This is a genomic window from Variovorax sp. YR634 (assembly GCF_900106655.1).
In the GTDB taxonomy this organism is placed as follows: Bacteria; Pseudomonadota; Gammaproteobacteria; order Burkholderiales; family Burkholderiaceae_C; genus Variovorax.
On sequence record NZ_FNOL01000007.1, the window covers coordinates 159,653 to 178,645 of the forward strand.

An 18,993-nucleotide genomic window follows, 5' to 3' on the forward strand; every position below is an offset into this window, starting at 1 on the left:
ACGAAATACCGCAGGGGGTCGTCGGACTGTTCAGAACGGAGTTTTTTGGAAGCCGTGGATTTGAAACGGCTTCTCGAGAATCTCTAGGATCGCGTCGGACCCTGAATTGGAGCGGGTGAAGGGAATCGAACCCTCGTATGAAGCTTGGGAAGCTGCCGTTCTACCATTGAACTACACCCGCATCTGGCAAGTCGCCGACTGCATGCCTGCGAGCGACGACAGGCGGGAGTATAGATGCATGTCCTTCGACCCAGGAGCCTCAACCGAGCATGAAACTCAAGCCCACTCACCTCGCCCTTCACTTGTTCTTCGCCGCGGCAGCAAGCTCGGCCGCAGCCGGAACGATCGCATGCGTGCCAGCCCACAACAGCGCGGGGCCAGCCCCCTGGATCCGCAGGATCTCGATCGACGAGCACTCTCGTACCGTCAACATGGACATCGTGCGCCAGAGGACCAAGGACGCGGACACCATGGGCAAGATGCGGGCCGAGTTGCTGAGCATGGACGATACCCAGGGCGGCGAGCCGGTCTACGTCTTCAATGCCATTCCCGCGGCAGGCGATGAAGTCACGAACCTCTTCAAGCTGTTCAAGGCGGGGGAGTGGCGTCTGATAAGTGCCGGGGTGACGTTCGTGGGCAAGGTGCCGGTGCTGCGGGCGGTCGATCCGGGCACGGTCTTCAATTGCAAGCGGTCGGATATGGGGTAATCCGGCAGCAGCCGACGGCGCTCAGAAATTTTTTTCGGGCACTGCCTCTTTCGCAGGCATCGCGTTGCAGGCCACGCCAGGCAAGGCTTTCGAGCGATGCGCACACAGTTTTCCACAACGTTGTCCCCGTCAAGAAGGAACAACGTGTCATGGCCGTGTGGTATGGGCAAGTCAAGGGAAAAATGGGTAGCCCGAGGGTAGGCGTGCTCCGACAGACTTGAAGGCGGGCGCGGAGGAACATCACTCCTCCGCACCCTTGCGGAAAGGAGCGTGAAATGACGTTCGACTTCTTGTTTCGCCCGAATCACACCGCGTACCTCCGGCGCGCGGCGGCACTTCTTGAAGAGGCGCAAATGGCGCGCATCGAGCATCAGGCGGCGGCAGAGCATCACAGCGCCCTGGCCCGGATGTACGCCGAACGCGTCAGGCGCCTCGAGAACGAGCTCTATCGCCAGCCGCAGGCGGTGGCGCATGGGCTGGTGGCGGAAGGCACCGCGGAAGACCGGCCGCAGCTGTATTCGCTGGACGGAACCCGCAAGCCGGGGCTGACCTCGGCGAACTGAAAGCAGCGGGGGCCGGGGCGTGGGCTCGGTCTGTGCGGCGTCGCGCCAAAAAAATACCCGCCGAAGCGGGTCCGAGTGACCCTGGTGGGCCGGCTCTAAGCACTGACAGAGAGCTCTTCTTTTATGCGGCCCTGTTGCGTGACAGCATCGGTATGGTCTGTGGTCGCCCCGGACGCCGGTGTCAGCCGGAAACAGGCAGTCGCCGTAGGACACTTATTAAAACGTGAACTATTTGGCAGTTTTGTGCGGTTGGCAGACCGCTGGCGCTCACCTGATCAGACCCATCGATCTGAAGTGTCGGTCCTGTCCGACAAGGCGCCGGGGCATGAGGCCCTAGATTTTGCGGACTCGCTTCGAAGTGCGAGTTCTCTGTGCGTGACAGCACTCAAGAGGTTCAACCCAGCCCTGTGCTGGGTTTTTTTTGTGCGGTGCCGACAACCCGCACATCTATCTATCCAGCCATCCCTCAGCGCAGGAACACGTGCTGCATGAACTGCCTGATCGGGTACTGGATCACCGCCTGCACCTTCGCCGGCAGCTCCAGCGGCCGCATCAGCATCTTTAGCGTGTTGCCGGGGCTCAGGTTCGTGCGGATGGTGCTGTTCATGTCCGCGCTCAGCCGCTCCACGTAGGCCGTATCGCTGGCGCGGCCGGGCGAGCGCGCCTTCACCACATGGCGGATCGCGCAGTCGGCGTCCTCGCTCTTGAGTTCGAGCGTGCGGCGGCCGATGGTGCCCATCACGCGAAAGCGGCTCAGCTTTTCCTGCTCGCGATAGCGGCGGAAGAAGCGGTAGAAGTGCTTGTAGTGGTTGACCTCGTCGGTCGCGATGCGGGTGGCCAGGTCTTGCAGCACGGGCTCGTCGGTGCTGCGGGCCATGGCGCGGTAGTAGGTGGCGGTGCCGGTCTCGACCACGCAGCGGGCGGTCATTTCGAGGGCGCGGGTCGGCGCCAGCAGCTCTACCTTGCAGTAGGTCGCGTATTCCTCAAGGAAGCCCTGGTAGGCGGTGTCCCATTCGAACTCAGGCCACACGTGGCGAACGTAGGCGCGCAGGGCCTTGCCGTGCTGCAGTTCTTCCTGCTCCCAGTGGTTCGACAGCCAGTCGGTGACTTCGTCGTCGCCCCGGAAGAAGTCGACCAGGTTCTGCGTGTAGAGGTCGGAGCCGCTCTCTATGAAGGAGGCGGACGTCACCAGGTAGAAGAGATTCTCGTCCGGGCGTACCTTGTCGAGCGCGATGCGCGAGAAATCCAGGTCTTCGATCTGCCAGTGTTGTTCCGCCTCTTGGCTTGCCATGCGAACTCCTTGATCTTTTGTCCGTACAAGTACGGATGGCGCAGACCGTATTTGGTTCTCGTTTTTTGCGCCAAGTCACATATTAGCCGCGGAGTCCGGATCGTGCAGTTTTCCCGGTGCGGCCCGATCCGGGCGCGGGCGCCATGGCCAAACCTATAATCGTTTGTTCAAGCAAATCAAGCAGTTAGGCCGGTTCGCCGCAGTGGGTTCGACAAGAGGGTCGCCATCGCCGCGCCGCCCTCGACAGAAGACGAATCCAAAGATGAGCCAGCCCACATTCACGGTCGCGGACATCCGCAAGACCTTTCTCGATTTCTTCGCCTCCAAGGGCCACACCGTCGTGGCCTCGAGCTCGCTGGTGCCGGGCAACGACCCGACGCTCATGTTCACCAACTCGGGCATGGTCCAGTTCAAGGACGTGTTCCTCGGCGAAGACAAGCGCAACTACGTGCGCGCCGCCTCGGTCCAGGCCTGCCTGCGCGCCGGCGGCAAGCACAACGACCTCGAGAACGTGGGCTACACCGCGCGCCACCACACTTTCTTCGAGATGCTGGGCAACTGGAGCTTCGGCGACTACTTCAAGCGCGAATCGCTCACCTGGGCCTTCGAGCTGCTGACCAAGGTCTACAAGCTGCCGGCCGAGAAGCTCTGGGCCACCGTCTACATCGAGGACGACGAGGCCTACGACATCTGGACCAAGGAAATCGGCCTGCCGCCAGAACGCGTCGTGCGCATCGGCGACAACAAGGGCGGGCGCTACATGTCCGACAACTTCTGGATGATGGCCGACACGGGCCCCTGCGGTCCGTGCTCCGAAATCTTCTACGACCACGGCCCCGAGATTCCCGGCGGCCCGCCCGGCAGCCCCGACGAAGACGGCGACCGCTACATCGAGATCTGGAACAACGTGTTCATGCAGTTCGACATGCAGCCCGACGGCTCGGTCAAGAAACTGCCCGCACCCTGCGTCGACACCGGCATGGGCCTGGAGCGCCTGGCCGCGATCCTGCAGCACGTGCACAGCAACTACGAAATCGACATCTTCGATGCGCTCATCAAGGCCGCTGGCCGCGAAACCGGCACGCAAGACCTGGCCAACAACTCGCTCAAGGTGATCGCCGACCACATCCGCGCCACCTCGTTCCTGGTGGCCGATGGCGTGATCCCGTCGAATGAAGGCCGCGGCTATGTGCAGCGTCGCATCATCCGTCGCGCCATTCGCCACGGCTACAAGCTGGGCCAGAAGAAACCCTTCTTCCATAAGCTCGTGCCCGACCTCGTGAAGCTCATGGGCGACGCATATCCGAAGCTTGTGGCCGACGAAAAGCGCATCATCGACACGCTGAAGGCCGAGGAAGAACGCTTCTTCGAAACGCTGGCCAACGGCATGGAAATTCTCGATGCGGCCCTGGCCGGCGACGCCAAGGTGCTGCCGGGCGAAGTGGCCTTCAAGCTGCACGACACCTACGGCTTTCCGCTCGACCTGTCGGCCGACGTATGCCGCGAGCGCGGCGTGAGCGTCGACGAGGCGGGCTTCAATGCCGCCATGGAAAAGCAGAAGGCCGCGGGCCGCGCAGCCGGCAAGTTCAAGATGGACCGCAACGTCGAATACGCCGGCGCGGGCAACACCTTCACCGGCTACGACCACCTGGAAGAAAGCGCCAAGGTCGTCGCGCTGTACTTCGAAGGCGCAGCCGTGCAAGAGCTGAAGGAAGGCCAGCCCGGCATCGTCGTGCTCGACACCACGCCTTTCTATTCGGAGAGCGGCGGCCAGGTCGGCGACCAGGGCGTGCTCGTTGCCGAAGGCGTGCAGTTCGGCGTGGAAGACACACAGAAGATCAAGGCCGACGTGTTCGGCCATCACGGCACGCAGACGCAGGGCACGCTCAAGGTCGGCGACGCGGTCAAGGCCGCGGTCGACACCGCCCGTCGCGCCGCCACCATGCGCAACCACTCGGTCACCCACCTGATGCACAAGGCCCTGCGCGAAGTGCTGGGCGATCACGTGCAGCAGAAGGGCTCGCTGGTCGACGCCGACAAGACGCGCTTCGACTTCGCGCACAACGCACCCGTCACGCACGCGCAGATCCTCGAGATCGAGAAGCGCGTCAACGCCGAGATCCTCGCCAACTCCGAGACGCACGCCCGCGTGATGGACATGGAGTCGGCCCAGAAGACCGGCGCGATGATGCTGTTCGGCGAGAAGTACGGCGAGACCGTGCGCGTGCTCGACATCGGCACCAGCCGCGAACTGTGTGGCGGCACCCACGTGGGCCGCACGGGCGACATCGGCCTCTTCAAGATCGTCAGCGAAGGCGGCGTGGCCGCTGGTGTGCGCCGCATCGAAGCCGTCACGGGCGCCAATGCGCTGTCGTACCTGCAGGACCTCGAATCGACCGTGCACAGCGTGGCCGCCACGCTCAAGTCGCCGGCCGCCGAGCTGCAAGGCCGGCTTACGCAGGTGCTGGAACAGGTGAGGGCGCTCGAGCGCGAAGTGGGTGCGCTCAAGGGCAAGCTCGCATCGTCCAAGGGCGACGAACTCGTGTCGCAGGCGGTGGACGTCAAGGGCATCAAGGTGCTGGCCGCCAAGCTCGACGGCGCCGACGCCAAGACGCTGCGCGACACCATGGACAAGCTGAAGGACAAGCTCAAGACCGCCGCCATCGTGCTGGCCGCAGTCGACGGCGACAAGGTGCAGATCGCAGCCGGCGTCACGGCCGACAGCGTGGGCAAGGTCAAGGCCGGCGAGCTGGTCAACTTCGTGGCCCAGCAGGTCGGCGGCAAGGGCGGCGGCAAGGCCGACATGGCCATGGCCGGCGGCACCAATGCGGCGGGCCTTCCGGCCGCGCTGCAATCGGTGCAGGCCTGGGTCGCGGAACGCGCCTGACAGACAGACACGCATCAGGAACAAGCACTTCATGCCCGACGCTACCCCCGGTGAAGTGCTTGTGATGGGGGCGGGCACCATCGGGTGCTTCATAGGCGGCAGCCTCGCGGCGGCCGGTGTGCCCGTCACTTTCGTCGGCCGTCCGCGCGTGCTCGAAAAGCTCGCCAAGCACGGCCTGACGCTCACCGACATGGACGGCGCAACGCGCAAGCTGTCCGCCGAAAAGCTGCGCTTGTGCGAGCAGGTCCCCGTGGGTGCAAGGCCTTCGCTGGTGCTCCTGTGCGTGAAGAGTGGCGCCACGGCTGCGGCGGCGGGCGAGTTGGCTTTCGCGTTGCCTGCGGGCACCACGGTGGTCTCGCTGCAGAACGGTATTTCCAATTGCGCGGCCGCATCGCAGACCGGCCCTTCGCTCAATGTGCGCGCCGGCATGGTGCCCTACAACGTGGCCGAGATCGGCCCTGGCGCCTTCCATCGCGGCACCCCCGGCCGGCTGGCCGCGGAAGACGACGCGGCGCTACGCCCGTGGCTGCCCGTGTTCGAGCGCGCCGGCGTGCCGCTCGACCTGCATGCCGACCTGCTGCCCGTGCAGTGGGGCAAGCTGATGCTCAACCTCAACAACCCCGTCAACGCGCTCTCGGGCCTGCCCCTGCGCGAAGAGCTGATGCTGCGCGGCTACCGCCGCTGCTTCGCGTCGCTGATCGAGGAAGCGCTGGGCATTCTCAACGTCGCGGGCATTGCGCCGGCGCAGGTGGCTGCCGTTCCGGCGCATCGGCTGGTCAGCCTGCTGCGCCTGCCCGACTGGCTGTTCCGCATCATCGCGGGACGCATGCTGCGCATCGATGCCAAGGCGCGCTCCAGCATGGCCGACGACCTCGCGCTCGGCCGCCGCACCGAGATCGATTCGCTCAGCGGCGAGGTCGTGCGCCTCGCGCAGGAGCACGGCCTGAGCGCACCGCGCAACGCGCGCATGGTCGCGCTGCTCGATGCCTGGCCGCACCAGCCCAAGCGCTGGACGGCACGGCAATTGCAGGATGCTCTCGGCCTGTAGCGCTTAGCCTGTACCCTCGGCTGCGTTGCAGCAGCTTTCAAAGGGTTGTTCTCATGCAGGTCTTGATTCTCGGCAGCGGTGTCATCGGCACCTCGGTGGCGTATTACCTGGCGCGCGCCGGGCACGAGGTGACGGTGCTGGAGCGCCAGCCGGCGCCCGCGCTCGAAACCAGCTTCGGCAACGCGGGTGAAGTCTCGCCCGGCTACTCGGCGCCGTGGGCCGGGCCCGGCGTGCCGGTCAAGGCCATCAAGTGGATGCTCATGCAGCACAGCCCGCTGGTCATCAAGCCCATGCTCGATCCGGCCATGTGGCGCTGGGGCCTGTCGATGCTGCGCAACTGCACGCAGGCGCGCTACGAGATCAACAAGGGCCGCATGGTGCGGCTCGCCGAATACAGCCGCGACTGCCTGAAGGCACTGCGCGCCGACACCGGCATCGCCTACGACGAGCGCATGCAGGGCACGCTGCAACTCTTTCGCACGCAGCAGCAGCTCGACGGCACCTCGAAGGATGTCGAAGTGCTCAAGGCTTCCGGCGTGCCGTACCAGGTGCTCGACCGCGAAGGCTGCGTGCAGTACGAGCCCGCGCTCGCGGCCGTGAAAGACAAATTCGTCGGTGGCCTGCGCCTGCCCGGTGACGAGACTGGCGACTGCTTCAAGTTCACGCAGGCGCTGGCCAAGCTGGCGGAAGCCGAGGGCGTGAAGTTCAGGTTCGGCATCAACATCCAGGCCATCGAACACGATGCAGCCAAGGGCGTGACGGCAGTGCGCACCGATGCCGGCAGCTTCACCGCAGAGCGCTACGTGGTTGCGCTGGGCAGCTATTCGCCCGCGCTGGTGAAGCCGCTGGGCATTTGGCTGCCGGTGTATCCGGTCAAGGGCTTCTCGATCACCGTGCCCATCACCGACGCTGGCGGCGCACCCGAATCGACCGTGATGGACGAGACCTTCAAGGTGGCGGTCACGCGTCTCGGCGATCGCATCCGCGTGGGTGGCACCGCCCAGCTCTCGGGCTTCGACCTGCAGCTCAATGAGCGCCGTCGCGACACACTCGAACACGTCGTGACCGACCTGTTCCCCAAGGGCGGCAATGTGCGCGACGCCTCCTTCTGGACCGGCCTGCGCCCGATGACGCCCGACGGCACGCCCGTGATCGGCGCCACCCGCATTCCCAACCTGATGCTCAGCACCGGCCACGGCACCCTCGGCTGGACCATGGCGGCAGGCACCGGCCGTGTGATGGCCGACCTGATTGCGGGCAAGGCGCCCGAGATCGACATGGAAGGCCTCACCGTGGCGCGCTACGGCGGCTGAAGAGCCCGACGCTCCCACCCCCGCAGGGCGGCCCGAAAAGGCCGCCCTGTTTTCGTTGAGTCACAAAAATCAGGGTTTCTACTTAGTCACGAAGTTGTCTTCCTCGGTATTCTCACGGCGTTCCATTAATAAATCGTTGTTTCTTTAGTGAAACAAAACCACGATCACACGGACCCGATGAAACAGACACGCCGCCATGCCATCGCCGCTGCCATTTCCCTGGCCGCCGCTTGCGCCACCGGACTCGCCTGGGCAGACAGCTACCCGAGCAAGCCGATCACGTTGGTCGTTGCCTATCCGGCCGGTGGCGACACCGACGCGCTGGCGCGGCTCTTCGCCGAAAAGCTCTCGACGCGCGTCAGCCAGCCCGTGGTGGTCGACAACCGCCCCGGCGCCAGCGGCATCATCGGCAGCGCCTACGTGTCGAAGGCAGCGCCCGACGGCTATACGCTGCTGCTCGCGCCCAGCACCTTCTCCATCGCGCAGCTGGTGCTGAAGACGAATGGCTCGTCGGGCTACGACGTGTTGAACGGCTTCACGCCCATCGTGCAGACGGGCAGCCAGCCGCTGTTCCTCGTGGCCAGCGGCGGCAGCGGCTTCGCCGGGCTGAGGGACGCCGTGACAGCAGCAAAGGGCGGCAAGTCGCTGAGCTATGCGAGCCCGGGCAGCGGCTCGCCGATGCACATCCTCGGCGAGATGTTCGCCCGCGCCTCGGGCACTAGCCTCGCGCACGTGCCGTACAAGGGCGTGGCGCCCGCCGTCAACGACGTGCTCGGCGGCCACGTGCCCGTCACCTTCATCACGCTCGGCCCGGTGTCGCCGTACTTCGCCAACGGCAAGCTGCGCCCGCTGGCCGTGGCCTCGGCCCAGCGCTCACCGCTTGCGCCCAACGTGCCGACGCTGGCCGAGCAGGGCTACAAGGACGTCGAAGTGACGGCCTGGAACGGCCTCTGGGGCCCGCGCAACCTGCCGCCCGAAATCGTGAAGACGCTCAACGGCCACTTCAACGAAATCCTGAAGATGCCCGAGATCGTTGCGCGCATGGCGGTGCTCGGCACCACACCCGTGGGCGGCGACGCCGACGTGCTCGGCAAGACCAACGCCGCCGACTACACGCGCTTCGGCAAGGTCATCAAGGAGCTCGGCATCCAGGCCGACTGAACCGACTGAAGCCCGCATCCCCATGACCGAACTCAAAGCCATTCCCGATCCATCGAGCCTGCAGGCACTGCTGGCCGAACTGCCGGCCAACCTGCTGGCCGGCCGCCGCATCCTCGTGACCGGCGGCGCGCGCGGCCTGGGCCTTGCCTTCGCGCAGTGCATTGCCGCGGCAGGTGCGAGCGTGGTGCTGGCAGACATCCTGGGCGAACTGGCCGAGACCGAGGCGAAGGCGCTGCGCGAAGCGGGCCACACAGCCCACGCATTGCCGGTCGACCTGTCGAACCCCGGCTCCATCGTGGCCTGCGCCGACGAAGCCATCCGCCTGCTCGGCGGACTCGACGGCCTCGTCAACAACGCCGCAATTACCAATTCGGGCGGCCGCGACGCGCACCAGCTCGAAATCGACATGTGGGACCGCGTGATGAACGTCAACGTGCGCGGCAGCTGGCTCATGGGCCGCGCCTGCCGCAGCGCGCTGGCCGAAAGCGGCCGCGGCGCCATCGTCAACCTCGCGTCCGACACGGCGCTGTGGGGCGCGCCCAACCTGCTGGCCTACGCATCGAGCAAGGGCGCCGTCATTTCCATGACGCGCTCGCTGGCGCGCGAGTGGGGCGGCGACAACATCACCGTCAACGCCGTCGCGCCCGGCCTCACGCTGGTCGAGGCCACCGAATACGTGCCGATGGCGCGCCACCAGAAGTACCTCGAAGGCCGCGCCATTCCCCGCGAGCAGCAAGCCGCCGACGTGTGCGGCGCGACCCTGTTCCTGCTTTCCGGCCTCGCGCGCTTCGTGACGGGCCAGCTGCTGGCCGTCAACGGCGGCTTCGCGATGCACTGAATTTTTCCGACCAAGGAGTACACCCGATGAGCGATCTGTCCGAACAGCAGAAGATCAACGAAGCCGGCACCAACAGCCTGGCACAGCCCGAAGGCACCAGCCTCGCGGAGTGGATGAACACCCGCATCGCGCGCTACGAAACCCGCAAGTACGACTGGGACGCGCTGAAGTTCCAGTCCGACTTCGACCCCAAGTTCCGCCGCGCGCAGATGCGCTACGTGGGCACGGGCGGCACCGGCGTCGCGAAAGACGTCAACACCGTGCCCGCCGAGCACTTCACCTTCTCGACCATGGTCATCCCGGCCGGCCACGAAGGCCCGCCGCACTTGCACACCGACGTGGAAGAAGTGTTCTTCCTGATTCGCGGCAAGCTCAAGGTGGTGATCGAGAAAGACGGCGAGCGCTTCGAAACCATCATGACCGACCGCGACCTGATCTCGGTGCCGCCCGGCGTGTACCGCGAAGAGATCAACATCGGCGACGAAGACGCGCTGATGTGCGTGATGCTCGGCGCGAAGAAGCCCGTGACGCCGACGTACCCGGCCGATCACCCCCTCGCAAAGATCAAGCGCTGAGCGAACAAGCCATGAACGACGCCATCGCCACCGACGCGCTGACGCTGCCGGCCTCCGAGCTGGCGCGGCTCGACGCACGCTTTCCGGCCCGCAATGTCGCGGTCGCCGGTGGGGCCGTGGTGTCGGTGCGCGAATGCGGCCAGGGCCCGGTCGTCGTGTGCCTGCACGGCATCGGCTCGGGCGCGGCGTCGTGGATCGACACCGCCGCGCTGCTCGCGTCGCAGGCCCGCGTGGTTGCGTGGGACGCTCCGGGTTACGGCGAATCGACGCCGCTCGAAGCCGCCGCGCCGACCGCAGCCGACTACGCGGCATGTCTCAGCGCCTTGCTCGATGCACTCGGCATCGAGTCGTGCGTGCTGGTTGGCCATTCGCTCGGCGCGATCACCGCTGCGTCGGCCGCACGCACCGATTCGCGCATCCGCCGACTCGTGCTCGTCAGCCCGGCGATCGGCTACGGCGCTCCGTCCCGCGCGGAGGCTCGTGCCAAGGTGCGCACCGAACGCCTCGTCACGCTCGACGAACTCGGCATCGCCGGCATGGCCGCGAAGCGCGCGGGCCGGCTCGTCTCCGACAAGGCCAGCGACCACGCCCGCCAATGGGTGCGCTGGAACATGGCCCGGCTGAACGACCGCGGCTATCGCCAGGCCGTCGAGCTGCTGTGCAACGCCGACCTGCTGGCCGACCTGCCGCCGCCCATGCCCGTACGCGTGGCCTGCGGCGCGCTCGACGTGGTCACGCCTCCGGCCGCCTGCGAAGAAGTCGCGCGCCAGTGCGGCGTGTCGCTTGAATTGGTGGACGATGCGGGCCACGCCGGCTATGTGGAACAACCGCAGGCCGTCGCCGCACTGCTGCGCGAATCGCTCGCCAGCTGACCGCAACACAAACACAAGACATCCAAGGAAGGAAAAAGAGGCATGGCCAACAACGACAACGAGACGATGGAAGAGGGCGCCGACCGCTACAACGTGCCCGCGCTGGAGCGCGGCTTGCGCGTGTTGTGCGAGTTCAGCCGCGAAAGCCGCACGCTCTCCGCCCCCGAACTGGCCCGCCGCTTCGACCTGCCGCGCTCCACCGTTTTCCGCCTGCTCACCACGCTTGAGAACATGGGTTTCCTCGAGCGCGCCGAGGGCGGGCGCGACTACCGCCTGGGCCTGGCCGTGCTGCGCCTGGGCTTCGAATACCTCGCCTCGCTGGAACTCACGCAGCTCGGCACACCGCTGCTCAACCGCCTGTGCGACGAACTGCGCACGCCCTGCAACCTGGTGGTGCGCGATGGCCGCTCCATCGTCTACGTTGCCAAGGTCGCACCGCCCACGCCCTTTGCCAGCTCGGTCACCGTCGGCACGCGTCTGCCGGCCCATGCCACCGTGCTCGGCCGCATCCTGCTCGAAGACCTCACGCTGCCGCAGCTGCGCGCGCTCTACCCCGAGGACAAGCTCGAAACCTTCTCGCCGAGCACGCCCAAGACCGTGAACGAACTCTTCGACATGGTGCAGGCCGACCGCCAGCGCGGCTATGTGCTGGGCGAGGGCTTCTTCGAGTCGAACATCTCCAGCATCGCTGCGCCGGTGCGTGACCACAGCGGCCACATCGTGGCGGCGCTGGGCGCCACCATCACCTCGGACCACATCGAAGAAAGCCGCATGGACGAGATGGTGCTGCGCGTGCGCGGCACGGCCGACGAGATCTCGGGCTTGCTGAATTACTCCCCAGCGCGCGCCGCCAAGGTGGTGCCGCTTCGCAGCGCATGACAGTCATGGCACAGCAGACTTCCTCCTTCTTTGCAGCCAAGGCGCTGGTCGGCCGCGTGGCCGTGGTCACGGGCGGTTCGTCGGGCATCGGCCTGGCCACCGTCGAACTGCTGCTCGGCTGCGGCGCATCCGTCGCGCTGTGCAGCCGCAACGCAGAGCGGCTCGACGACGCCGTGACCGACCTGCACGCGCGGTACCCGAACGCCAAGCTCTTCGCCCAGCCATGCGACGTGCTCGACGGTGCCTCGGTCCGCTCCTTCGCCGCCGCCAGCGAAGCCGCGCTCGGCCCGGCATCGATGCTGGTCAACAACGCAGGGCAGGGCCGCGTCTCCACCTTCGCCGACACCGACGATGCGGCCTGGACCGAAGAGCTCAACCTGAAGTTCTTCTCCGTCATCAACCCCACGCGCGCCTTCCTGCCGCAGCTCGCGGCGCAGCGCGCGGTGCTGGGCGATGCTTCCATCGTCTGCGCGAACTCGCTGCTGGCGCGCCAGCCGGAGCCGCACATGGTTGCCACCTCGGCCGCGCGCGCCGGCCTGCTGAACCTCGTGCGCTCCATGGCCACTGAATTCGCTCCGCAGGGCGTGCGCGTCAACGGCATCCTGATCGGCCTGGTCGAGTCGGGCCAATGGCGCCGCCGCTTCGAGGCGCGCGAAGACAAGTCGCAAGACTGGGCCGCATGGAGCGGGCAGCTCGCGAAGAACAAACACATCCCGCTGGGTCGCCTGGGGCTTCCGACCGAAGCCGCGCGCGCGATTCTTTTTCTTGCTTCCCCGCTCGCGTCGTACACGACGGGCAGCCATATCGACATTTCCGGAGGCCTCTCGCGCCATGCATAACCCCACGAACAACAATACGGTCACCGTCGGTGCAGTCGTCGCCGCTTTTCTCGAACAGTGCGGCGTCAAGGCGGCCTTCGGCGTGATCTCGATCCACAACATGCCGATCCTCGACGCCTTTGCGCAGCGCGGTGCGATCCGCTTCGTGCCGGCGCGCGGCGAGGCCGGAGCCGGCAACATGGCCGATGCGTATGCGCGCTCCACGGCCAGCCTCGGCGTGTGCCTCACCAGCACCGGCCCGGCCGCCGGCAACATCGCGGGCAGCATGGTCGAGGCACTGACCGCCGGCGCGCCGCTGCTGCACATCACGGGGCAGATCGAGACGCCGTACCTCGACAAGGGCATGTCGTACATCCACGAGGCGCCCGACCAACTCACCATGCTCAAGGCCGTGTCGAAGGCGGCCCTGCGCGTGCGCAGCGTCGAGACGGTGCTCGGCACGCTCAAGCGCGCAGTGCAGCTTGCGATGACGGCGCCGACCGGCCCGGTGAGCGTGGAGATTCCGATCGACATCCAGTCCGCCCTGACGACCATGCCGGCCGACCTGTCGCCGTTGCCCATCGAGCGGCCGGTGCCTTCTGCTGCTTCGCTCGACGCACTGGCTGCGCGCCTTGCTGCAGCCAAGCGCCCGATGCTGTGGGTCGGTGGCGGCGCGCGCCATGCCCGAGCCGCGATCCAACGCCTGCAGAAGCTCGGCTTCGGCGTGGTCACCACCACGCAGGGCCGTGGCACGGTGCCCGAAGACGATGCCGGTTCGCTCGGCTCGTACAACATCCACAAGCCGGTCGAGGCGCTGTACCAGCGCTGCGACGCGATGCTGGTTGTCGGCTCGCGCCTGCGCGGCAACGAAACGCTCAAGTACGAACTGAAGCTGCCGCGCCCGCTGCTGCGCATCGATGCCGATGCTGCCGCCGAAGGCCGTGGCTACGCCACCGACCTGTTCGTCTGCGGCGACTCGGCGCTGGCCCTCGAAGGCCTGGCCGACCGCCTCGAAGCCGCGAAGTACAAGGCCGACCCCGAACTGCTCGCCGACCTGCGCGCCGCGCACGAGCAGGCCGTGGCCTCGCTCACCGACGGCCTGGGCCCGTATGCCGAGCTTGTGAAGGCGCTGCAGTCCGCCGCCGGCCGCAACTTCAACTGGGTGCGCGACGTGACCGTGTCGAACAGCACCTGGGGCAATCGCGAGCTGCGCATCTTCGAACCCAGCGCAGGCGTGCACGCCACGGGCGGCGGCATCGGGCAGGGCATGCCCATGGCCATCGGCGCTGCCATCGGCGCGGCCGAAACGGCCTCGGGCCGCAAGACCTTCTGCCTGGCCGGCGACGGCGGCTTCATCCTTAACCTCGGCGAACTCGCAACCGCCGTCCAGGAGCAGGCCGACATGGTCATCGTGCTCATGAACGACAAGGGCTACGGCGTCATCAAGAACATCCAGGACGCGCAGTACGGCGGCCGCCGCTGCTATGCCGACCTGCACACGCCCGACTACGCGCTGCTGTGCAAGTCGCTGTCACTGCCGCACGCCCGCGTGCAGCGCATGGACGAGTTGAAGGCGAAGCTGGGCGAGGCGCTGGCGAAGAAGGGCCCGTTCCTGCTGGAGATCGACATGCTCTCCATCGGCGATTTCAAGAGCGCCTTCGCAGGCCCGCCGACCAACACCGTCACGCAGATTCCGGCGCTCGGCAAGGCTGCCGCTTCGGTGGAGTGAAGGACGTGAGCGCGTTGCCCGCATTGCGTATTGCCCTTGTAGGCTGCGGTGCCATCGGCACCTCGGTGCTCGAACTGCTCAAGGGCGATGCCGCCCTGGAGGTGGTTGCCATCGTCGTGCCCGCCGAGGGCGTGGCCGCGGCGCAGAAGGTTGCGCCCGGCGTGCAGGTTGGCAGTAGCGTGCCTGCCGATGGCATCGACCTCGTGGTCGAGACGGCTGGCCATGCGGCCATCGAAGAGCATGTGCTGCCCGCGCTGGCACGCGGCACGCCTTGCGTGGTCGCTTCGGTTGGCGCGCTGTCGGTCGCCGGCTTCGCCGAAAAGCTCGAAGCCGCCGCCATCGCAGGCAAGACGCAGGTACAGCTGATTCCCGGCGCCATCGGTGCAATCGATGCACTCGCCGCAGCCCGCATCGGCGGCCTTGACAGCGTGCGCTACACCGGCCGCAAGCCGCCACAGGCATGGAAGGGCACGCCGGCCGAACAGGGCCGCGACCTCGATGCGCTGGCGCAGCCCACCGTGATCTTCGAAGGCAGCGCGCGCGAAGCGGCCTCGCTCTATCCGAAGAACGCCAACGTCGCCGCCACCGTCTCGCTCGCGGGGCTCGGGCTCGACAGGACACAGGTGCGCCTGATTGCCGACCCGGCCACCACCGAGAACGTGCACACCGTCGAAGCCGAAGGCGCCTTCGGCAGCTTCGAGCTGACCATGCGCAACAGGCCGCTCGCGGCCAACCCCAAGACATCCGCGCTCACCGTGTACAGCGCCGTGCGCGCGCTGCGCAACCGCGTTGCCGCGCTCGCCATCTGAGTCACTCCATGATTTCTTCCGAACTCCTTCCGATCTGCATTGCCGGCGAATGGCGCCTGGGCGGCGGCGACGTCTACGAAAGCCTCTACCCCGCCACCGGCGAGCCGATCGCGCGCCTGAAGGCCGCGAGCCTCGCCGATGTCGAGGAGGCCATCACCCGCGCCGACCACGCCTTCCGCACCAGCGGCTGGGCCCAGCGCCTGCCGCACGAGCGCGCCGCCGTGCTGCACCGTGTGGCGCAACTGATCCGCGAGGAGAGCGAATCGCTCGCGCAGAAGCAGCGCCTGGACAACGGCAAGCCGATCACCGAAACACGCAACCTCGTGGCCAGCGCTGCGGGCACCTTCCAGTTCTTCGCCGCTGCGCTGGAGACGCTGGAAGAAACCATCACGCCGTCGCGCGGCGCGTTTGTCACGATGAGCGTGCACGAGCCCATGGGCGTGGTCGCGGCCATCACGCCGTGGAACTCGCCCATTGCCAGCGAGGCGCAGAAGCTGGCGCCTGCGCTGGCTGCCGGCAACGCGGTGGTCGTGAAGCCCGCCGAGGTGACGCCGCTGATGGCTCTGGAACTGGCCCGCATCTGCGAGCAGGCCGGCGTGCCGAAGGGCATCGTCAGCGTGCTGCCGGGCAAGGGCTCGGTGATTGGCGATGCGATCACCAAGCATCCGCTGGTCAAGCGCGTGTCGTTCACTGGCGGCACCACCACGGGCAAGCACATCGCGCACATTGCGGCCGACAAGATGATGCCGGTGTCGCTGGAGCTCGGCGGCAAGTCGCCGACCATGGTGCTCGACGACGCGGACCTCGGCCACGCGGTGAACGGTGTGCTGTACGGCATCTTCAGTTCGTCGGGCGAGTCGTGCATCGCGGGCTCGCGCCTCTTCGTGGCGCGCGGCATCTACGACGAGTTCCTGACGCGCCTTGCGGAAGGCGCCAATGCGCTGCGCGTGGGCGACCCGGCTTCGGAGCGCACGCAGATGGGGCCGCTCATCACGGCGAAGCACCGCGAAGGCATCGAGCGCTATGTGGACCTCGGCGTGTCCGAAGGCGGCAGGATTCGCACGGGCGGCGTACGCCCGCATGGCGATGGCTACGACCGGGGCTATTTCTACAAGCCGACCATCATCGAAGGCCTGGGCAACAGCGCCCGCATCAGCCAGGAAGAAATCTTCGGCCCGGTGCTCGTCGCGATGCCTTTCGACAACGAGGAAGAACTGATCGCGCAGGCCAACGACAGCGTCTACGCGCTGGCTGCCGGCGTGTGGAGCCGCGACTTCAAGCGCGCCTGGAAGCTCGGCCGCGCAGTGCAGGCCGGCACGGTCTGGGTCAATACCTACAAGCAGTTCTCCGTGTCCACGCCGTTCGGCGGCTGGCGCGACAGCGGCCTGGGCCGCGAGAAGGGCCGCGAAGGCATCTTCCAGTACATGGAGCAGAAGAGCATGTACTGGGGCACGAACGAACAACCGCTCCCATGGGCGAACTGAAGAGGACCGCACCATGAGCGTACTTGGCATCGACCAGATCACCTACGGCGCGGACGACCTGCCCGCATGCCGCCAGTTCTTCGAGGACTGGGGCCTCACGCTGAAGTCGGAAGCCGCCGACGAACTCGTCTTCGAATGCCTCAACGGTTGCAAGGTAGTCGTCGCGGCGTTGGACAAGCCGGGTCTGCCGCCCGCGATGGAAGAGGGCCCCACGCTGCGCGAAGTGGTGTGGGGCGTCGAGAGCGATGCGGATCTCGACCGCTACGCCGCCGCCATCGCGCAAGACCCGGCCTTCTTCGACGGCACGATCGACGGCGCACGCCGTATCGGCTGCATCGATCCCAACGGCCTGGCCGTGCGCCTGCAGGTCAGCCGCAAGCGCGCGGTGGAAGTCGATTGCGCCGCCATGAACACCTGGAACGCCAAGCCGCGCATCAACCAGGCCGCGCCGATCTACGAACGCGCGACACCCATCGAAGTCGGCCATGTCGTGTTCTTCGTGAGCGACGTGAAGGCCACCAGCGCGTTCTACGCGCAGCGCTTCGGCTTCGTGGCGTCAGACAGCTATCCGAACCGCGGCGCCTTCATGCGCTGCGCGGCAGAGGGCGGCCACCACGACCTGTTCCTGCTGCAGATTCCCTCGGGCAAGCGCGGGCTGAACCACGTGGCCTTCACCGTGCGCGACATCCACGAAGTGTTCGGCGGTGGCCTGCACTTCTCGCGCCGTGGCTGGGAGACGCAACTGGGCCCGGGCCGCCACCCGGTGTCGTCGGCGTACTTCTGGTACTTCAAGAACCCGGCCGGCGGGCTCATCGAGTACTACGCCGACGAAGACCAGCTCACCGCCGAATGGCAGCCGCGCGAGTTCGAGCCGGGCCCGACGGTGTTCGCCGAATGGGCGGTGGACGGCGGCCTCGACGGCAACACGCGCCGCCAGAAGAACGCGGAAGGCCCGAAGGGCGCTTTCCTCACCGAAAAGAAATGAACCCCTCGAATCTCATGCAACGACGTTTCTCCTTCTCCGTTCTGTTCGCCGCGCTGGCGGCCTTCACGCTCGCCGCACCCGTGCACGCGCAGCAGAGCGAGGCCCAGAAGCAGCTCGCCAGCGAGCGCTTCACCATCATCTCGCCGTTCCCGCCAGGCGGCCCGGTCGACACGCTGGCCCGCGTGCTTTCCGATGGCCTTGCCAAGCGCTATGGCCAGGCGGCCGTGGTCGACAACCAGGTCGGCGCGGCCGGCAACATCGGCATGGAAAAGGTCAAGCGCGCCAAGGGCGACGGCCACACGCTGCTGGTGATTCCGGCGGGCAACGTCACCATCAACCCGACGCTGATGCCCAATTTCCCGTTCGACATGGCGAAGGACTTCGTGCCGATCACCATGCTGGCCAAGGCGCCCAATGTGCTGGTGGCGTCGCCCGCATCGGGCATCAAGAATGCGAAGGAGCTGGTGGCGCAGGCCAAGGCCAAGCCCGGCACGCTGTCGTATGCCTCGCCCGGCGTGGGCAGTGGCCTGCACCTGGCGGGCGAGCTGTTCAAGCAGCAGGCCGGCATCGACATGCTGCATGTGCCCTACAAGGGCACGCCGCCCGCGCTCAACGACGTGCTCGGCGGCTCGGTGCCGCTGATGTTCAGCAACCTGCCCGCGACGCTGCCTTTCCTGAAGCAGGGCAAGCTGGTCGCCATCGGCATCACGGAGGCCAGGCGCAGCCCCGCCGCACCCGACATTCCCACGCTGGCGGAGCAGGGCATCCAGGGCGTGACCGTGACCTCGTGGTACGGCCTGATGGCGCCCAAGGGCACGCCGCCCGCCGTGGTCGAACAGCTCGCGAAGGACGCCGCCGAGATGCTGTCGCAGCCCGAGGTGCGCGAGCGCCTGAAGCTGCAGGGCATGACCGACGCGGCCATGAAGCCCGCCGAGTTCGCCGCCTACATCCGCGATGAGACGGCCACATGGGCCAGGATCATCAAGGCCCGCAACATCGTTGCCGAATAAGCCGGCCGCACGCGAAAGAAGCTC

17 protein-coding genes and 1 tRNA gene are annotated in these 18,993 nt (G+C 66.8%); 16 read left to right on the forward strand and 2 right to left on the reverse strand.

From position 1 onward, the window contains the following. Positions 1-107: 107 nt before the first annotated feature. A tRNA-Gly gene (locus tag BLV60_RS14985) sits at positions 108-181 on the reverse strand. A gap of 88 nt (positions 182-269) precedes the next feature. On the opposite strand from BLV60_RS14985, the gene BLV60_RS14990 reads away from it, so the two are divergent. Next, a complete protein-coding gene (locus BLV60_RS14990; RefSeq protein WP_093055796.1) occupies positions 270-707 on the forward strand; it encodes a hypothetical protein in 438 nt (145 codons plus the stop codon). Positions 708-982: 275 nt separating this feature from the next. Then, positions 983-1,270 carry a hypothetical protein gene (locus BLV60_RS14995; RefSeq protein ID WP_093055798.1) on the forward strand — a complete coding sequence of 96 codons (288 nt, stop codon included), beginning with the start codon at positions 983-985 and terminating at the stop codon, positions 1,268-1,270. Positions 1,271-1,736: 466 nt separating this feature from the next. Here BLV60_RS14995 and BLV60_RS15000 read toward each other — a convergent pair whose 3' ends face one another. Beyond that, positions 1,737-2,561 (reverse strand): ferritin-like domain-containing protein, encoded by an 825-nt coding sequence (locus BLV60_RS15000; protein WP_093055800.1) that lies wholly within the window; start codon positions 2,559-2,561, stop codon positions 1,737-1,739. A gap of 262 nt (positions 2,562-2,823) precedes the next feature. On the opposite strand from BLV60_RS15000, the gene alaS reads away from it, so the two are divergent. The 14 genes from alaS (at position 2,824) to BLV60_RS15070 (ending at position 18,969) form a co-directional block, all read left to right on the forward strand. After that, complete coding sequence (alaS, locus tag BLV60_RS15005; RefSeq protein WP_093055802.1) at positions 2,824-5,448, forward strand: alanine--tRNA ligase; 2,625 nt, start codon at positions 2,824-2,826, stop codon at positions 5,446-5,448. A gap of 31 nt (positions 5,449-5,479) precedes the next feature. Beyond that, positions 5,480-6,496, forward strand: coding sequence for a 2-dehydropantoate 2-reductase (locus tag BLV60_RS15010; RefSeq protein WP_093055804.1), 1,017 nt, complete (start codon positions 5,480-5,482; stop codon positions 6,494-6,496). A gap of 53 nt (positions 6,497-6,549) precedes the next feature. After that, positions 6,550-7,809 (forward strand): D-amino acid dehydrogenase, encoded by a 1,260-nt coding sequence (locus BLV60_RS15015; RefSeq protein WP_093055806.1) that lies wholly within the window; start codon positions 6,550-6,552, stop codon positions 7,807-7,809. Positions 7,810-7,986: 177 nt separating this feature from the next. Further along, a complete protein-coding gene (locus BLV60_RS15020; RefSeq protein ID WP_093055808.1) occupies positions 7,987-8,970 on the forward strand; it encodes a Bug family tripartite tricarboxylate transporter substrate binding protein in 984 nt (327 codons plus the stop codon). A gap of 22 nt (positions 8,971-8,992) precedes the next feature. Then, positions 8,993-9,808, forward strand: coding sequence for an SDR family oxidoreductase (locus BLV60_RS15025; protein WP_093055810.1), 816 nt, complete (start codon positions 8,993-8,995; stop codon positions 9,806-9,808). 26 nt (positions 9,809-9,834) lie between these two features. Then, a complete protein-coding gene (locus BLV60_RS15030) occupies positions 9,835-10,383 on the forward strand; it encodes a cupin domain-containing protein (protein ID WP_093055812.1) in 549 nt (182 codons plus the stop codon). Between the two features lie 11 nt (positions 10,384-10,394). Beyond that, the gene (locus tag BLV60_RS15035) at positions 10,395-11,255 is read left to right on the forward strand and encodes an alpha/beta fold hydrolase (protein ID WP_093055814.1); all 861 of its coding nucleotides are present in this window, start codon (positions 10,395-10,397) and stop codon (positions 11,253-11,255) included. Positions 11,256-11,297: 42 nt separating this feature from the next. Beyond that, on the forward strand, positions 11,298-12,134 hold the full coding sequence (locus BLV60_RS15040) for an IclR family transcriptional regulator (RefSeq protein WP_093055816.1): 837 nt from the start codon (positions 11,298-11,300) through the stop codon (positions 12,132-12,134). Positions 12,135-12,139: 5 nt separating this feature from the next. Further along, positions 12,140-12,973: an SDR family oxidoreductase gene (locus tag BLV60_RS15045; RefSeq protein WP_093055817.1), complete on the forward strand. Its 834-nt coding sequence runs from the start codon at positions 12,140-12,142 to the stop codon at positions 12,971-12,973. Then, the gene (locus BLV60_RS15050; protein WP_093055819.1) at positions 12,966-14,681 is read left to right on the forward strand and encodes a thiamine pyrophosphate-binding protein; all 1,716 of its coding nucleotides are present in this window, start codon (positions 12,966-12,968) and stop codon (positions 14,679-14,681) included. Before BLV60_RS15045 ends, BLV60_RS15050 begins: the two co-directional genes overlap by 8 nt. Before the next feature lie 14 nt (positions 14,682-14,695). Next, a complete protein-coding gene (locus BLV60_RS15055; RefSeq protein WP_093055990.1) occupies positions 14,696-15,490 on the forward strand; it encodes an aspartate dehydrogenase in 795 nt (264 codons plus the stop codon). Positions 15,491-15,498: 8 nt separating this feature from the next. Next, positions 15,499-16,974 (forward strand): aldehyde dehydrogenase, encoded by a 1,476-nt coding sequence (locus BLV60_RS15060; RefSeq protein ID WP_093055820.1) that lies wholly within the window; start codon positions 15,499-15,501, stop codon positions 16,972-16,974. A 13-nt stretch (positions 16,975-16,987) separates the two neighbouring features. Then, a complete protein-coding gene (locus BLV60_RS15065) occupies positions 16,988-17,959 on the forward strand; it encodes a VOC family protein (RefSeq protein WP_093055822.1) in 972 nt (323 codons plus the stop codon). A 14-nt stretch (positions 17,960-17,973) separates the two neighbouring features. Next, positions 17,974-18,969, forward strand: a complete 996-nt coding sequence (locus BLV60_RS15070; RefSeq protein WP_093055992.1) for a Bug family tripartite tricarboxylate transporter substrate binding protein — start codon at positions 17,974-17,976, stop codon at positions 18,967-18,969. Positions 18,970-18,993 lie beyond the last annotated feature (24 nt).

What these genes read in the sequence shown, in the direction of transcription:
- BLV60_RS14990 (WP_093055796.1), top strand. Translation starts at nt 270, where the DNA reads ATGAAACTCAAGCCCACTCACCTCGCCCTTCACTTGTTCTTCGCCGCG.
- BLV60_RS14995 (WP_093055798.1), top strand. Translation starts at nt 983, where the DNA reads ATGACGTTCGACTTCTTGTTTCGCCCGAATCACACCGCGTACCTCCGG.
- BLV60_RS15000 (WP_093055800.1), bottom strand. Translation starts at nt 2,561, where the DNA reads ATGGCAAGCCAAGAGGCGGAACAACACTGGCAGATCGAAGACCTGGAT.
- alaS (WP_093055802.1), top strand. Translation starts at nt 2,824, where the DNA reads ATGAGCCAGCCCACATTCACGGTCGCGGACATCCGCAAGACCTTTCTC.
- BLV60_RS15010 (WP_093055804.1), top strand. Translation starts at nt 5,480, where the DNA reads ATGCCCGACGCTACCCCCGGTGAAGTGCTTGTGATGGGGGCGGGCACC.
- BLV60_RS15015 (WP_093055806.1), top strand. Translation starts at nt 6,550, where the DNA reads ATGCAGGTCTTGATTCTCGGCAGCGGTGTCATCGGCACCTCGGTGGCG.
- BLV60_RS15020 (WP_093055808.1), top strand. Translation starts at nt 7,987, where the DNA reads ATGAAACAGACACGCCGCCATGCCATCGCCGCTGCCATTTCCCTGGCC.
- BLV60_RS15025 (WP_093055810.1), top strand. Translation starts at nt 8,993, where the DNA reads ATGACCGAACTCAAAGCCATTCCCGATCCATCGAGCCTGCAGGCACTG.
- BLV60_RS15030 (WP_093055812.1), top strand. Translation starts at nt 9,835, where the DNA reads ATGAGCGATCTGTCCGAACAGCAGAAGATCAACGAAGCCGGCACCAAC.
- BLV60_RS15035 (WP_093055814.1), top strand. Translation starts at nt 10,395, where the DNA reads ATGAACGACGCCATCGCCACCGACGCGCTGACGCTGCCGGCCTCCGAG.
- BLV60_RS15040 (WP_093055816.1), top strand. Translation starts at nt 11,298, where the DNA reads ATGGCCAACAACGACAACGAGACGATGGAAGAGGGCGCCGACCGCTAC.
- BLV60_RS15045 (WP_093055817.1), top strand. Translation starts at nt 12,140, where the DNA reads ATGGCACAGCAGACTTCCTCCTTCTTTGCAGCCAAGGCGCTGGTCGGC.
- BLV60_RS15050 (WP_093055819.1), top strand. Translation starts at nt 12,966, where the DNA reads ATGCATAACCCCACGAACAACAATACGGTCACCGTCGGTGCAGTCGTC.
- BLV60_RS15060 (WP_093055820.1), top strand. Translation starts at nt 15,499, where the DNA reads ATGATTTCTTCCGAACTCCTTCCGATCTGCATTGCCGGCGAATGGCGC.
- BLV60_RS15065 (WP_093055822.1), top strand. Translation starts at nt 16,988, where the DNA reads ATGAGCGTACTTGGCATCGACCAGATCACCTACGGCGCGGACGACCTG.
- BLV60_RS15070 (WP_093055992.1), top strand. Translation starts at nt 17,974, where the DNA reads ATGCAACGACGTTTCTCCTTCTCCGTTCTGTTCGCCGCGCTGGCGGCC.